General features: G+C 66.0%; 12 protein-coding genes. 3 read left to right on the top strand and 9 right to left on the bottom strand.

Features of this window, described 5'->3' with window-relative positions:
* Positions 1–24: 24 nt before the first annotated feature.
* From M9978_RS19385 to M9978_RS19365, 5 genes are all read right to left on the bottom strand, one after another.
* Positions 25–2,001, bottom strand: a complete 1,977-nt coding sequence (locus M9978_RS19385) for a type IV secretion system DNA-binding domain-containing protein (RefSeq protein ID WP_254296146.1) — start codon at positions 1,999–2,001, stop codon at positions 25–27.
* Positions 1,998–2,294 (bottom strand): CopG family transcriptional regulator, encoded by a 297-nt coding sequence (locus M9978_RS19380; RefSeq protein ID WP_254296144.1) that lies wholly within the window; start codon positions 2,292–2,294, stop codon positions 1,998–2,000. Before M9978_RS19380 ends, M9978_RS19385 begins: the two co-directional genes overlap by 4 nt.
* Positions 2,295–3,115: 821 nt before the next feature.
* Entirely contained in the window at positions 3,116–4,093 is a 978-nt protein-coding gene (locus M9978_RS19375) for a DUF2493 domain-containing protein (RefSeq protein WP_254296142.1), read from the bottom strand.
* 360 nt (positions 4,094–4,453) lie between these two features.
* Positions 4,454–5,461, bottom strand: a complete 1,008-nt coding sequence (locus M9978_RS19370; RefSeq protein WP_254296140.1) for a DUF2493 domain-containing protein — start codon at positions 5,459–5,461, stop codon at positions 4,454–4,456.
* A gap of 113 nt (positions 5,462–5,574) precedes the next feature.
* Complete coding sequence (locus tag M9978_RS19365; RefSeq protein ID WP_254296138.1) at positions 5,575–6,042, bottom strand: DUF736 domain-containing protein; 468 nt, start codon at positions 6,040–6,042, stop codon at positions 5,575–5,577.
* A 395-nt stretch (positions 6,043–6,437) separates the two neighbouring features.
* On the opposite strand from M9978_RS19365, the gene M9978_RS19360 reads away from it, so the two are divergent.
* Positions 6,438–6,680, top strand: coding sequence for a hypothetical protein (locus M9978_RS19360; RefSeq protein WP_254296136.1), 243 nt, complete (start codon positions 6,438–6,440; stop codon positions 6,678–6,680).
* Between the two features lie 256 nt (positions 6,681–6,936).
* Here M9978_RS19360 and M9978_RS19355 read toward each other — a convergent pair whose 3' ends face one another.
* Both M9978_RS19355 and M9978_RS19350 read right to left on the bottom strand, forming a co-directional pair.
* A complete protein-coding gene (locus M9978_RS19355; protein WP_254296134.1) occupies positions 6,937–7,857 on the bottom strand; it encodes a HEPN domain-containing protein in 921 nt (306 codons plus the stop codon).
* 73 nt (positions 7,858–7,930) lie between these two features.
* Positions 7,931–8,134, bottom strand: a complete 204-nt coding sequence (locus M9978_RS19350; protein ID WP_254296132.1) for a sigma factor-like helix-turn-helix DNA-binding protein — start codon at positions 8,132–8,134, stop codon at positions 7,931–7,933.
* 842 nt (positions 8,135–8,976) lie between these two features.
* On the opposite strand from M9978_RS19350, the gene M9978_RS19345 reads away from it, so the two are divergent.
* Positions 8,977–9,945, top strand: coding sequence for a GIY-YIG nuclease family protein (locus M9978_RS19345; protein WP_254296131.1), 969 nt, complete (start codon positions 8,977–8,979; stop codon positions 9,943–9,945).
* 2 nt (positions 9,946–9,947) lie between these two features.
* Here M9978_RS19345 and M9978_RS19340 read toward each other — a convergent pair whose 3' ends face one another.
* Positions 9,948–10,829 carry a hypothetical protein gene (locus M9978_RS19340; protein WP_254296129.1) on the bottom strand — a complete coding sequence of 294 codons (882 nt, stop codon included), beginning with the start codon at positions 10,827–10,829 and terminating at the stop codon, positions 9,948–9,950.
* Positions 10,798–11,250, bottom strand: coding sequence for a helix-turn-helix transcriptional regulator (locus tag M9978_RS19335; protein ID WP_254296127.1), 453 nt, complete (start codon positions 11,248–11,250; stop codon positions 10,798–10,800). Before M9978_RS19335 ends, M9978_RS19340 begins: the two co-directional genes overlap by 32 nt.
* Positions 11,251–11,404: 154 nt before the next feature.
* Here M9978_RS19335 and M9978_RS19330 point away from each other — a divergent pair, with 154 nt between their 5' ends.
* Positions 11,405–13,789, top strand: coding sequence for a type I restriction enzyme HsdR N-terminal domain-containing protein (locus M9978_RS19330; protein WP_254296124.1), 2,385 nt, complete (start codon positions 11,405–11,407; stop codon positions 13,787–13,789).
* The last annotated feature ends 27 nt before the right edge of the window (positions 13,790–13,816 follow it).

Raw genomic sequence — 13,816 nt, 5'->3', positions numbered from 1 at the left:
TCGTTCCTCTCGCTTGGGGTTATGTCAGGCGGGGTTTGCCGGCCGCCACGGTTCGTTCGGACGGCTCTGCCGTTGGATGATTTTGCGCTCGGGGCTTCTCGAGCTGACCAGTGCTGAATCGACGGGAGGTACGTGCCGGGTGTCGGCGCTTTGGTCATCCCAGTCGGGTACCTCTGGCGCAGCGTTGGGCTGAGGCTGCGGCAACGGCAGTTCCGACTGCGCGTCCTCCACCGGCTTCACGGTCGCGACCGGCTCCCCGGTTTGCAACTGATCGTGATGGCGTGTCGGCGGCGAGGTCCGCTTGACGAACGCCGGCGCCGTGACGCTCACCTTCCGATACTTGTCACGGAACCGGATCACCGGCAGATCGCGCCCGAACCGGAGATAGCCGGTGAGGTTAGGCAGGTTCACGATCTCCGTCGGCATGACCAGCGGACGGGTGACCTGCTGGCGCGACAAATTGACCCCATCGCGCATGTCGCTGACCCCGTAGGACATACCTTCATTGGCCTCGATCTGCTCGACCTGGCCCAAGTTCTCGGAGACGAGCCGCGCAGTCGGCGTGTCGTTGGCACGCAGCGCGACCCAGGTCGAACAATAGCCGGTGATGGCGGCGGCTTCCTGCACGCCATATGTCGCCTCGAGCTGCGGATAGGACTGGAACCCGAGGATCCCGCAGCCGCCATATTTGCGGGCACGGGCGAGGAAATCGCCGAGCGAAGGGAGCCGCTGGAGCGAGGGGAGTTCGTCGATCACGCAGTAGAGCCGGCGACGCTGGTCAGGGCTCATGCTCATGATCGCACTGATTGCGATATCGAGCCACATGGTGATCAGCGGGCGCAGCGTTGGTAGCTGGTCGGCCCTGACCGTGATGAACAGCCAGCTGTCGTCATTCTCGTTGGTGACCCAGTCGCGGATCGAGAGCCCGCGGTCGGTATCGTCGAGATAGCGGAACCCGCGCATCACCGAGGCAAGCTCGGCCTGGATGCCCGCTGAGGTGCGCTCGCCCTCTTGCGAGATAAACGCCGCGCCGTCCGTATTCTGGACGAACGCCGAGAGCGCCTTGAGCCCCGAACGGGTGAGGATCTCCATCAGCACCGACACCCGCATGCGGTCCTGATGGACCAGCGCCCGCATCACCGCGACCAGCGTGCCGCGTGCCGCCTTCGCCCAGAATGGGTCCTTGCCAGTGTCGGGGACAACGGACTCGGCGATCTGGTCGTAATGATATTCTTCGGGGACGTCGGTCCACGGCGTCCACAGCGCCGAACGCGCATCGAGTGGGTTGAGGATCACGTCGCGGTCGGGGCGGTAGAAGCGCTCCACGAACGAGCCGGCGGTATCGTAGACGATCGCCCGCCTGCCATTCTGCCGGATGCCTTCCAGCATGACGGTGATGAGGTTGGTCTTGCCGGTGCCAGGCGCGCCGCTCACCAGGATATGCTCGGGCTCGAATGCCGCCGGCATCGGCACGCCACCGATCTTGAAGCTGCCCCGCGCTTTCCGGCGAAGCTGCCAGCGCAACCCCCGCGCGGTGCCGAATCTAGCGCCGCGGAGGTACTGGTTGGAGCCCAGCCCCTTGCCGGTGCGGGTGAAGTAGAACCACGCGCCCACCATCACGAGGAGCGCGAACAGCCCGCATAATATCGCCCCGTGGACAAGATGCTTCTCGGCCGCCTTGAGCGCATTCTTCGCGACGCCCGAGCTCAGCAGATTCTGCGCGCTGGTCCAATAGTTCACGCCGGACGGGGTCTCGAACAGGAGCGGTGCGCTCGTGCCCGGCACCCCGGATTTGAGGTACGCCTCGGCGACCTTCACCAGCACATAGCGCTGATACTCTCTGAGCTGCTCGTAGACATACCAGATGGTGCAGCCGGCCCAGATGACCCCCGCCGCGAGGAAGGTCTGGATCAGGACCTGAGTGGTCATGCGGATGTTGTGGACGATCGCCTGACCACCCCGCGTCCAGGAGCCGACCGTGTCGTTGCGGAAGATGCTCACGCCGCCGACTCCTCAAGCAGGCCGCGCTCGGCGAGCAACTTGCGCGCTTCTTCGAACCCTTTGCGGCAAACGTCCGGCGACTGCTCGCGCGCCAGCGCCGAGAGCAGCGCGAAGGTCTGGATCTGGATGCCGAGCAGCTCGTCCATGACCGTGATGGTCGCCTTGCCGTCCGCCGACACGGCGCGCTCAATCGCGGGCCGCAAAAACCGCGAGAGGCTGAGATCCGCGCGGTAGGCGCACAGCCTGAGTTGGTGGTATAGCGCATCATCCATGCGGACCGACACCATAGGCATGACAAGACTCCGTGTTCCTGTCTGCCCGCCAAGGCACACAGCTGTAGCTCCCGAGGGTGGACCGCGCACGGGTCAGGGCATTGAGATGCCGGAGCGACCAGAATTGCACCTACGGGTTCTGGATCGAGCTCGCCCGGGATGGCCGTCAAAGATGTCCTGTCACAGCCGATTGATGACGCGCGATGACGCAAACGGTGACGCTGTCATCGCCGGAAATATCCAGCAATACCAGCAAGCTGGGGCCTGCTAGCGATTCATCGCGGTGACAGCGTCATCGAATTTGCCCCCCGCCCGATGACGGCGTCATTGCGCTTAAACTATTGAATCAAGTGCGAATTTCGTCCGCAGCACCCGTGCGTACGGTGCATTACAAAACGCCTTCAGGCGTGCGTGCATTACAAAACGCCTTCAGGCGTGCGTGCCCCTTCCGCAGCGCTCTCGCGCGCTGCGCCGCCTCGACCTGGCAAGGGCGTGGCGCCCCCGCAGGGGGCATCTTTTTCTGACGTCGGCGCCAGCCGGCCTTTGCTTATCGACATGCAGCAACTCCAAAGCCATCAAAAATTGGCGCGGGCGGGCAGACGGCACCGGCTCGATCGCCGCGCTCAAGGTCCTGTCCCCAGCCCCCGCATAAACCTAAATCCGCCCCGTAGGGGCGTCCCTGCGACGAGCACGGCGGAGCCGCGCGCAGGAGGCCTGCATCCCCCTCACAGGGGATGCAGCATCGCCCCGCGACGGACCCCGCAGGGTCCCTGAGCGGGGCGACCTCCTCCCTCATAAAAAAGGGGGATCGGCCCGGAAGACCCGGACCAATCCCCATATCCTCATGCCACCGCGCGGCGCTGCCCATCGAGCCTGAAGAAGTGCGCCGGCACCCCCGCCGCCCGCACCAGCCGCGCGAGATGCGACTGCAGCCCGGATCCTTCACACACCACCGCTTCAATCGGCTTGAGTGCCAGCAGCTGCTCGTTGCGCGCGAACCCGGCGCGCTGTCCGAGCTTGCGGTTAAGCGTGAACGCGATCAACGGCGTGCCCGTCCGCGCCGCCCATGACGCCGCGATGGCATCACACCCCTTGTCCTGCGCGGTGGTGGCGAGCACCATCGTGGGGATGCGCTGCCGGACCGCGTCGAGTGCCTCGGTCAGCTGGCGGTGATCCTCCCAGGCCTGCCCGCCCGAGAAGATCACCACCGGCCCTTGTGGCGCATGCGCGTCGATCCGCCGCTGGCGACGCGCGGCGAGAAAATCCGACGCCGCGACCACGGAGGCGGTGCGCATGCTGGACACCAGCGACCCCCGTGGCGCGGACCAGGGTCGCCCGGTCTCGGCCCGGTAGATTGCTGCGGCATGGTCCCGCATGCAGGCTGCGGCATCGGACGCCTCGTCGAGGGACTGGCAGTGGAGTTGCGCCTCCTCAAGCTCGGCCATCATAACCTCGCTGCCATCGGCATCCCGGACCAGTTCCTTGATCCGCGCGGCCGCCTTGTCGGCCTCGCCCTCCAGCTGCCCCGCGACCCGATGGAAGCTGTGAACGATCCCCCAGGCGAACCGGTCGGCCAGGCTTTCGAGCCGCGTGTCGCGCAGTACGTCAAACAGCGTGCGGACCAGCATCTCGGTTGCTAACTCGACCTCGCGCGGGTCCGGCATTCCGGCGTCGGTCACGTCGGTCCCGGCATCGATGCGGAACCCGTCAATGGTCTCGGTGAATGCGGCGGCAAACCCCTCGCCAGGCGCCGCGGTCTCGGCGGCAATGAGCTCGGCGATCTCGGTGAACGAGCGGACGGTACGGATCATCTTGGTCATGTGAACCTCCTTTTCTGAAGAGGTCTTTTTCCGGCACGGGCGCCGAGCGGCGGGGTCAAGGATCGGGCGCAGCCGACCGCGCAGCGGCGGTGGGGGTCACGATTTTCTCTGGCGGCCACCCCGCCCGCGAGGAACCCCGCCGCCCGATCCGCCAGGGAAAATGGTGGGGCCCCGCCGTCCTTGAGGCCGCCGCGTCCCCGTGCCACCCTCGGACTTCTTGAGAGAAGAAGAATGGCTGGCCTGGCGGGGGCTCGATGCCCCCGCCAGCCATCTCCGCCACGCCCGTGAAGGTTCCTTCCCCGCCCCATGACAACGGGCCCCTCGCTCGCGCGAAGGGCCCGTTGCATCAACATCGTTCGATCAAGCCGCAGCGCGGACGCGGGCGCGCGGCAACGCCGCCGGTTCAGCAGCCTGATCCGCCTTCCTGAACGCATGGATCGGCACACCCGCCTGGCGCAACAGCTGGTAGAGATTGGCCTGCAACCCCGACCCCTCGCATAGAACCGCCTCGACCGGCTTCAGCTCCACCAGCTTGCGGTTGCGCGTGAACGCGACCTTCTTGCCGGTGCCGTAGAGCCCATAGGCGACCACCGGCACGCTGGTCCCGGGCCGCGCCGCCCAGGCGGCCGCGATCGCATCGACGCCCTTACGCTGCCCGGTGGTGACCAGGGTCATGTGCGGCACGCGCGCCCTGATCTGGTCGAGCCGCGCCCAGAGCGCTTCCCAGTCATGCCATTGCGCGGGACCCGACACGACCACGATCGGACCTTGCGGCACGTGCCGCTCGCGCTGCGCCAGGACACGCGCCCGCAGGAAATCCTGCGCCGCGATCTGGCTCGCCGACGACGCCGAGGACGCTCGCGTGCCGCGCGCCGGCGACCACGGCCAGCCCGAACAGGCGCGGTACATTTCAGCGGCATAGTCGCGCATGCACTCGATCGCCTCGCGCTGTTCGGCGAGCGACTGGCAGAGCAGTTGCTTCTCCTCGACCTCGAGCGTGTAGATCTCGCTGAGATCGGGCGAACGGGCGAGGTCGCGCAGCTCGATCGCGGCTGCGTCCTCACGCCGCTCGAGTTTCCCCGCCACGAAGTGAAAGGAGTTGACCAACCCCCAGGCGATCTCGGCCGCCAGCGGCTCCAGCCGCGTGCCGGTGAAAAGATCGAAGATGGTGGCCACGATCCCCGCACAATCGGCCTGGGCGGCGATCGGCTCGGGCATGTCATGCTCGCCGGGCGCCTCGCCCGGCTCAACGATCGAGAGTGCCAAGGGCTCGCCGAACGCGGCCTGGAATTCCGGCGTGGCAATGGCTTGCGCATAAAGGTCTTTGAGGTCGGCGAAGCGGCCGACACGGGCGATCTGGCGGGACATGGTCCAGCTCCTCGAACAGAATGCGAAAATGACCGGGGCGTAAATGACCGGGACGAAATGGGTAGCGACGAAAATGGGCCGGGGACGGCAAGCGCCCCCGGCCCGATCCGCCGTCAGTACGGCACGTCGTCCGCGAGAACGGCGCCGACCAGCTCGCCATTGCCGCCCGCGGTGCTTTCGCCGAACCCGCCCTGGTCATGGACCGGCGCGCCCGCCCCGTCCGGCCGGCCACGCTGCGCCGGCGTCCCGAAATCGTCGCGCCGCTGCGGCCGGCGCCAGGCGATGCGGTAGCCCTCCTCCTCGGTGCCGAAGAGCGCGATCGGCAGCGGTTCGGCGAGGCTCGGATCGTCGATCGTGCCCTGGAAGAACACCTCGCCGGTGGTGTGCTTTGCCACCGCCTGCCACAGCGCACCGACCTGTACCCAGCGATTGCCGACATTGAGCGCGAGGACCTCGAAGGCGGGCGCGCGGTCGTTGCTGCTCTCGACGGCGCGCAGCCCGAGGCGCGGCAGGTCGATCGTGCGGGTCGCGATCGACCCCATCAGACGGCCGTTGCTCGGCTTGAACTCACCAATGTTCATGACTCAGTTCCTTTGACTTGCCGCCGCCTCGGCCAATCCGAAGCGACACAAGCAAAGATCCCTCTCTCCTCTATGGCGGTACCCGTGCCGCACGCCCTGACCTCCCAGCTGAAGCGCCACCGCCCGCTCAACCGCACCCGCGCACTTCCCCCTTCCGGAAGCGGACCGTAACCCGCCAGGGCCGAGATCCGGCGCAGCCGGAGCTCGGTCGAAGCGCAGCGTAGATAGGGCCGCGGTGCCCGCGCAGCGGGCATCCGCCAAACCCCTTCCAACCTGCCCCCGCGCCGCAACCCACGCGCGCGCGTCCCAAAAACCATCAACCTGCAGGACGTGCTAGTGTAAACGGACTGGGCTGGAGAGGAGGTAGTTTGCCGCCTGAGGCACGAGGCCATCCGATGCACAGTAACCTTCACGAAGAAATCAACCGCTTCCTCTCCGCTCACGACAGTGACCAGCTCCAGGAACGGCTCGAGGCAGCCACGCACGACCTCGGGTTCAAATGGTATGCGATGGGCCACCATGTCGATCTGCGCGGCTCGCCCGAGGACGCGCTGCCTTGCGCGGCGATGATCGGAACCTGTGCCTTCGAGGCTGGCCGCGCCAGCAGAGGCGAAATGACGCGGGGAAGCCGATTTTGATGTGGGCCTTGGCGGGGACTCCCCTGCCGGCTTCCCCGCGCCGCCCATCTGGATCATCAAGAATACGGGCGGGCACCGCTGGATGCAGCGCATTACCGGAGTCAGTAACCCCCTGATTAGAGGGTGTACAAATCGCCACCGGCCGGCATTGGCCACGACCCAACATGCATGAAAACGGGCGTCGCGCGGACGCGCGGCGTCCGCGCGCGCATAGGCGCGCCAATAATCAATGAAGTCTGGCGGTGTCTGCGCGCGGCTATGGCCGCGCGGCGGCCTTGAGCTCGGCGAGGCGCTCCGAACACACCTCATGCACGGCGCGGCCAAGCTCCTCGACGCGGGCGCCGAGCCAGGTCAGCTCTTCCTCGCTGATCCGGTAATGTTTGGAGTAACGCGCCTTCACATAGGCGTCCTTGAGCTTCTCGAACATCGCCCGCTCGCGGCGGGTGGCGCTGGGCCAGATGGCGTGCAACCGGCGGTCGAGCTTCTCGGCCTGAGTTCGCAGAAACGCGAGGTTGTGCACATGAGGCGCATACGCCGTGACCGTTAGAAGCACGGTCTGCAGCAGGCGCTCGGTTGCCTGATGTAGATCAAAGGCTGCCTTCTTCAATCGCCCCCTCTTGAGGGCATCCAAATGCCCATCATAGAAATCAGAAGCGCTTGGGAACCACTCCTCAAAATACTCCTTCGCGAGCGCCAGCGCCTGTTCCGGGGTCTTGGGCTTGGGCTTGTGGAGCTCGGTGTCGTCGCTCTGGTAGAGCGCGATGCCATCGCGGGCGATGTCCATGAAGAAGTAGCGGCCATGGGCAAGGCCATCGTTCACTTCCTGTAGCGTGTGGACGATGAAATTGACCGGCGTGTGGACGGTCTTGGTGATCGACAGCTCGCGGATCAGCCGCTCCTCGGCGCGCTGCCAATAGGCCACCCGGTCGGTCAGCTCCTTCTGGTTGACGATGACCAGCAGGTCGAAGTCGGACTGATAGCCCTTGGCGGTGTGGGGTTCGTCGACCCAGCCGCCGCGCGCATAGCTGCCGTAGAGGATGACCTTGAGGATGCGCCCGAGCCTGCGCTCGCCGGTGGGGTTGCCGCGCGCGTCGTCGAACTCCTCGAACAACAGCTGCACCACCCGCGCGAGATCGCGCTGCTTGGCGGGCGGCAGATGGTCGAGGTCGGTACGCATCGGGCACGATCCTTAGCGGCAGGTCCGCGGCAATGCACCGCCCGAAAGCGTATTGCCGCAGCTTTGGCGCAAGTTAGCGGTCGAGCTCATGGATCAGATCGACAATGGCATGGGCGAGCAGCCGCTCGACCTCGATGCTGGGCAGCTGCATGATCTCCGACACCGTGACGACGCTCAGCCCTTCGCGCGCGATCAGGATATAGGCGCGCTGGCGGTCGGGGGCGAGCTTGGCGACAGCGGCGCGAAGCAGCACAGGCGGGATGACCGGATCATCCATCGAAAGTCTCCATGAGAAAGAACCGGCGGCGATTGGCTCGCCGCCGACGGGTCAGGTGGGTCAGGCAGCTTCGTGCAGCGGCTTGATCCGCCGCTGGGCCGGCACTGATACAGGCGCGAGCAGGGCCGCCATCGCGACCGACCGGCGCACAAGCAAACTGAGGGGGAACCGCTGGCCTTCCGACCTCCTGCCTCCGGCCTCCCTCTTCGCTTCCCTGGACGATATGAAACCTTGTGGAAGCCCACTTCGCAGAGGTGATCGGGACGCCATCGGATTGAGGCCGTGACCCACCAGCGGGTGCGTGTTCGTGCATTGGACAGCGCCCGCCCGCCGCTGCTGCACCTGGAACGTGAGCGTCGGGTGCTGCGCGGCCCCACGGTGCGTCAGCGGAATAGAGGGTGGACGGGCCGCCGGCGCGGAGCGCTCGTCGATAATATGTCAGTTATGCGCCCCAGTAGCGGACATCCAGCCATCCGGCGACGTCCCGACAGCCGCCGCTTTTCCTCGGCTTCAAAAGACCTTTTTGGGGTCCGGGTGGTTTGATTGTGAGTGGGCGATGGCAAGTTCCCTTAGATCGAAGCGAGCACGGCAATGCTCCCATCAACCCGGCCAGGCCCAGTCAGATACGCGGCATGAGATTCTGGTAATTATTCCAGCCGATCTCCGATACGTCGTAGCTGTGCCGCAACTGCGCGCTGGCGAGGCGATCTGCACCGGCCGAGTAAATCAAAGCGCTGCGCTGCGCCTTGGCGCGGTATCGTCCGCGGATTCACGTGAAGCCAGCGTTGACATTGTTGAACGATCGGCGCGTTTTCGCGAGGCCGAGGGGGGAGGCGACGAACGTGGAGAATGAGGCTGGCGCAGGCGCCCTTCGCCAGACAGGTGAGCGCCGAACACCCGCGCGCCACTATGTCTACGCCCATCGTCATCCCGACGGCACGCCGTTCTATATCGGCAAAGGCATCGGCCGTCGCGCATGGTCGATGGATCGCGATGCACTCTGGCACCATTTCATCACGACGCGGTGTGGCGGCAGCTATGATGTCTTTATCGTCGCGGAAGGTCTCGAGGAGGACGATGCGCTCGAGCTTGAAGCTGAGCTGATTGCAGCGCATGGCGTGCGACTGCTCAACTGGATCAATCCGGGCCGCGGCTTCGACTATGCCGCGCTCGAGCGGTTCCATGCGCTGCGCGACGCGACGACCAGCTTCATATCGCAGACCCGCCCTCTCGAGCAGAGCGACCCCGACCTTGCCGTCGCGCGCTATCGCGAAGCGATCGACCGGGTTCATGCCTATGCCCGGATGGAAACGGAAACCGGCCTCGTTGCCGAGCTGCGGCGCGAACTCAAGCAGCATTATGCAGATGTCTCGCCGCTCGATCGGCTGACGCTGATGTTGCGCAAGCTCGGCCGCTTCGCCGAGCTCGTCGAATGCGTCGATGCGTATTTCACGCACTATCCCGACAGCGTTTCCCCCAACCATGCGGTGCTCAGGCGCCGCGCCGAGGCGGCCGCGGTGCTGGCTGGCGAGCGGCGGCCAGCCCGGCGACCGTCCGTGCTGAAGCCGCGCAAGACCGGGGTGGTCCCGGAGGGCGAACTGGCGCCCCTGCTCGACAAGGCCCGGTCGGACCGTGCGCCATGGAATTGGCGCGTCGCCGCGCAACTATGCCGCAAGCATGGCGATATCGCGCGCGAGCGCGATCTGCTCGAGGAATTCCTGTCTGGGCCACGCGTGGTCGGGCGCAGCTGGCTCGAACTTGAAGAGCGGCTGTTCAAGGTCCGCGCGATGCTCGAGGCGCAGGCCGGATAGCCTCAGCCGCGTCGAAACACATCCCTGAACGCGCGCAGGATGCTCTCGTGAAGCGGGTGCGGGTCCCGGATCCGCGCCTTCAACCGCCCGAGCAGGACCGCGAGGCGGGGGCGCAGGGCCCGCAGGCCGTCCGACAGCGCCTGGCCTTGAGGATCGGCCGACGCCAGCGCGCGCGCCGCTTCGAGCAGCGTGCCGACATTCGCGCCGTCCAGATGCTCAGGGTAGAGATAGAGCATCTCGTGTCTGCCGCGCTCGACCGCGACCTGGAGGCCGACGCCGAGGTTTTCGGCCTCCAGCTCGGTGGAGAGGCCAAGGACGTCCTCACCGGACATCAGGCCCAATTCGAACGCGGACAGTTCGCGATAGGCTTTGCCCGTGATCGAACCGCCCTTGCCGCCGGTCCGCTCGGCAACCAGCGCCTTGAGCGCAGGGATATAGGTCTCCCGGACCCAGTGGCGGTACCGGCCCCCCGCGGTCAGCGCGTCGGTTTCCAGCGTCTCGCATTGCGCCATCAGTGCCGGTGGCAGGAGGTTCGCTTCGCCATCGCTGTGCATCTGTTTGCACGGCGGCGTGTACTGGTTGCCCTTCAGCGGAAAATCGGCCCAGCTTTTGGGCTTCCCGTCGCCGATCGCCGCATCGATGCCGCGGAAGTGCTCGAACAGGCGCTGGTAGATCTGACGCACCGCAGCCCGATCGCCCTGATCCTTCGCCATCCGCACGCCGATGATGAAGGTGAGGATGCTGATCAGGCCGCTGGTCACGGCGCTGACAATGACCGTGAGAGTGAGCTTCATGGTTCCGCCCCGCGCGCTGTCGGCGAAGGCGGCAGCGCCGCCATCGTCGGATTGAGCGCTATTTAATGCCCATGGCGGGGTGCTGATCAAGGGCCGGCCGGAGCGCTTCGATGTCGGCGGCGCGGCGGCGGATCAGGTCGCGCGTGCCGCGCGCCCCGTCGCTGCGATGCAGCGCGGCGCACCAGCGATAGGCATGATCGCGGCGCTTGAACTCGCCGAACAGCATCGTCTGGCCGTGCACGTGCAACATCGCGTTCGGCCGATCGATCTCGCGGATCAGGCGCTGCGCGACGGCATAGCTGTCGCGGACGGTCGGCATGACCCAGAAGCTGTTCTCGATCACCTTCACGCGGCGCGCTTCCGCGGTCACCGCCATTTGCGTGCGGGTGTCGATCGTCGCGCCATTTTCCATCTCGTTGACGGTCTTGCGCGAGACGCCCAGCACATTCGCCAGGCCTTGCTGGGTATAGCCCATGCCCTTGCGGCGGGCTCTCAATTCTTCCCCGGTCATTTGCAATCCCTCGATCAAACAGCAAGGGTATATCACAAAGGTTACATTCTCCAAATCGATGTAACCTTAGGTTACGTTTGCTGCGGGTCGGCGTTGGCGAATTTGCGAGGCGATCCTTATCTACGCCCGTTCAAGCAGGTCCGGGGGCAGATGCATGAAGGGGAAGATCACGACGCTCGGGACGACCGAGGCCGATTTCGAGGCCCGCGCCAATGCCGCGCTGCGCGCCGCCGCCCCCTGGATCGACGTCGCCGACGTCAAGCACCAGCTCAACTTCACGTTCAAGCTCGGCAAGGGCATGGTAACCGTCGATGGGACGAAGCCCTCGCACCGGGGCCGGCTCGATATCCTGGTGGAGGTCAAGGGCCAACGCCTCGCGGTCCTCGAACTGAAGCGCCCCGGCAATGCCCTCACCCAGGATGATATCGAGCAGGGCCTCTCCTATGCGCGCGTCCTGCATCCACGTCCGCCGATCGTGATCGTCTTCAATGGCGAGGACACCCGGACCTATGCGGCTCATGACGGAAAGCTGCTGGGCAGCGTTCCGGAAGAGCAGGCCTTCGCCGAGCTGATCGAAGCGGCGGCCAAGATCGCCGCATCGGACACCCGCGATGCCATCTCGACACTGATGGGGCCGGACTCGGCGGTGTGGATGGCGGCGGTGCGCCTCGCCAGCGACCAGACGCTGGAGGATCTGACCGGCGGCTGGAGCGACCGTCATGCGCCCTTCACGCGCGACTGCCACTTTCCCCGCGCGGCGTCGCGCGATGCGCAGGCGGCACTGCGCGCCAGCCGGCGGGTGGTGGTGATCGAGGGCGCGCCGCTCGCGGGCAAGTCGCATGTGCTGCGCGAACTGGTCGAGGGTACGAGGCAGGCCGAGGACATGGCCGTGCTGTTCGTCGAGGCGGCAGGGACCGCCGCGGCGGGCATCGTCGAAGCGGTCGCCCGGCTGCTCAGCACGGCATTGGGCTGGCGCATCACCGCGGACGAAGCCCGGCACTGGCTGGAAAGCTTCGGCACGGGGAAGGGGCCAATGCTGGTCATCGCGGTCGACGGGCTCGGTCTCGAGCATGACAAGATTTGCCACGAGCTCGAAACGCTCTCGGCGCAGCCGGTCAATTCGCGATTGAAGTTCGTGATCGAGGCGGACACCTCGGCCGCCGACCGGCTGTGGCTCGGTCAATCGCGGCGCAAGGAAACCGCCTTCGCGCGTCGCGGCGAGCGCATCGCGGTGGGCTTGCTTGATGATGAGGAGTTCGGGCAGGCTTGCCAGGTCCTGGAAGACGCGGGTGTGACCTTTATGACCGGCGCCGACAAGGCCGATGAATATCGCCAGCCTTGGTTGCTCCGTTCGATGACAGCGCATGTCGCGAGCTTGCCGAAATTGGAGGGGATCACGCGAATCCTGCCTCCGCTGCCGAGCCTCGACCTGTTCGGCAATGTCCGTGAGCGGTTCGTGCAGGACCCGTTGATCGAACAGGCGGCGACCTTCGCCCGGGCAGTGCTGGACGATTATCGGGCGAAGGACCGGCCTGCGGACGTCGTCTTGCGCGCGATAACCAATTTCATGGTGCGCAAGCGAACGATGCGGGATCATGCGGACAGCGCCGAGATTGACGCAATGGAAAAGTCCGGGCTGCTGGGCACGGTTCTGGACGAGGCCAACCGTGGCGTGTTCGTCGGACGTTTTCCCGAGCTCATCGCGTCCGAGCTTTCACGGCAGATCGCGGCTGAACTCGACGCGCGCATGACCCGGAAGAAACCGCAAGCCGATATTGCCGACTGGCTGGTCGCCACGACCGCGCGGCTGCCCCTGGGCGATCTGATCGGGGCGCAGGCCCTGATCGATCTTGGCATGTTTCGCGACGGCATCTCGATCGATTTCCTGAACCGCTTGCTCGATACCGCGCCGAGCGTGCGGACGCTGCGCCCCGGCAGCCGCGCGATGGCCTGGCTCGACGGGATCGGACGGCTCGACCTGGTGACCCGTGACGATGGCGTGACGGTCATGAAGGTGCCCGGCACGCCTGGCGCCATCGAGCTGATCGAGGATGGGCAAAGCTATGCCGATCTCGATGCCTGGCTCATCCTCTCGCATCTCGCGGCCATCCCGATCGGTACGATCGCACCCGACGATGATGAAGCGATCATGGGCCTGGTTCACCCCGCGATCCTGGCGCTGATCGGGACAAGTCCGATCCCGTTGCGCCGTGTCTCCGGCGATATCGATCGTACGGGCATGCACACGCACGAGGCACCGAACGGTGCAAGCCTTGTCTGCCGGGACCACGGCATCATCGAACCGGTGACCTACTCGCTGCTGCGCTTCCTGGATCAGCAGGTCGAGAACGCCGACGCGTGGCTCGACCAGGCATGCAAGGAGCGCTCACCCGCGCTGCTGGACCGGATTGCGCTGGCGTTGCGGCAGCTTGCCGAGCTGAATTCGGATGGCCCCACCGCGTCATGGGCAAGGCACCGGCTCGACGCCAAGATCGAACCGGCGCTGAAGCTTGCCATGATCGCGCCGGGCTCGAGCTAGGCGACCCGGGCTGCCAGGCTTCTGGTC

The organism is Sphingomonas tagetis (genome assembly GCF_024211275.1).
GTDB lineage: Bacteria > Pseudomonadota > Alphaproteobacteria > Sphingomonadales > Sphingomonadaceae > Sphingomonas > Sphingomonas tagetis.
This window is presented reverse-complemented; position numbering and strand designations above follow the sequence as displayed.

Bases quoted from the DNA above. Each gene is read 5' to 3' on its own strand.
- M9978_RS19380 (WP_254296144.1), bottom strand. From the start codon at position 2,294: ATGCCTATGGTGTCGGTCCGCATGGATGATGCGCTATACCACCAACTC.
- M9978_RS19375 (WP_254296142.1), bottom strand. From the start codon at position 4,093: ATGACCAAGATGATCCGTACCGTCCGCTCGTTCACCGAGATCGCCGAG.
- M9978_RS19370 (WP_254296140.1), bottom strand. From the start codon at position 5,461: ATGTCCCGCCAGATCGCCCGTGTCGGCCGCTTCGCCGACCTCAAAGAC.
- M9978_RS19365 (WP_254296138.1), bottom strand. From the start codon at position 6,042: ATGAACATTGGTGAGTTCAAGCCGAGCAACGGCCGTCTGATGGGGTCG.
- M9978_RS19360 (WP_254296136.1), top strand. From the start codon at position 6,438: ATGCACAGTAACCTTCACGAAGAAATCAACCGCTTCCTCTCCGCTCAC.
- M9978_RS19355 (WP_254296134.1), bottom strand. From the start codon at position 7,857: ATGCGTACCGACCTCGACCATCTGCCGCCCGCCAAGCAGCGCGATCTC.
- M9978_RS19350 (WP_254296132.1), bottom strand. From the start codon at position 8,134: ATGGATGATCCGGTCATCCCGCCTGTGCTGCTTCGCGCCGCTGTCGCC.
- M9978_RS19335 (WP_254296127.1), bottom strand. From the start codon at position 11,250: ATGACCGGGGAAGAATTGAGAGCCCGCCGCAAGGGCATGGGCTATACC.
- M9978_RS19330 (WP_254296124.1), top strand. From the start codon at position 11,405: ATGAAGGGGAAGATCACGACGCTCGGGACGACCGAGGCCGATTTCGAG.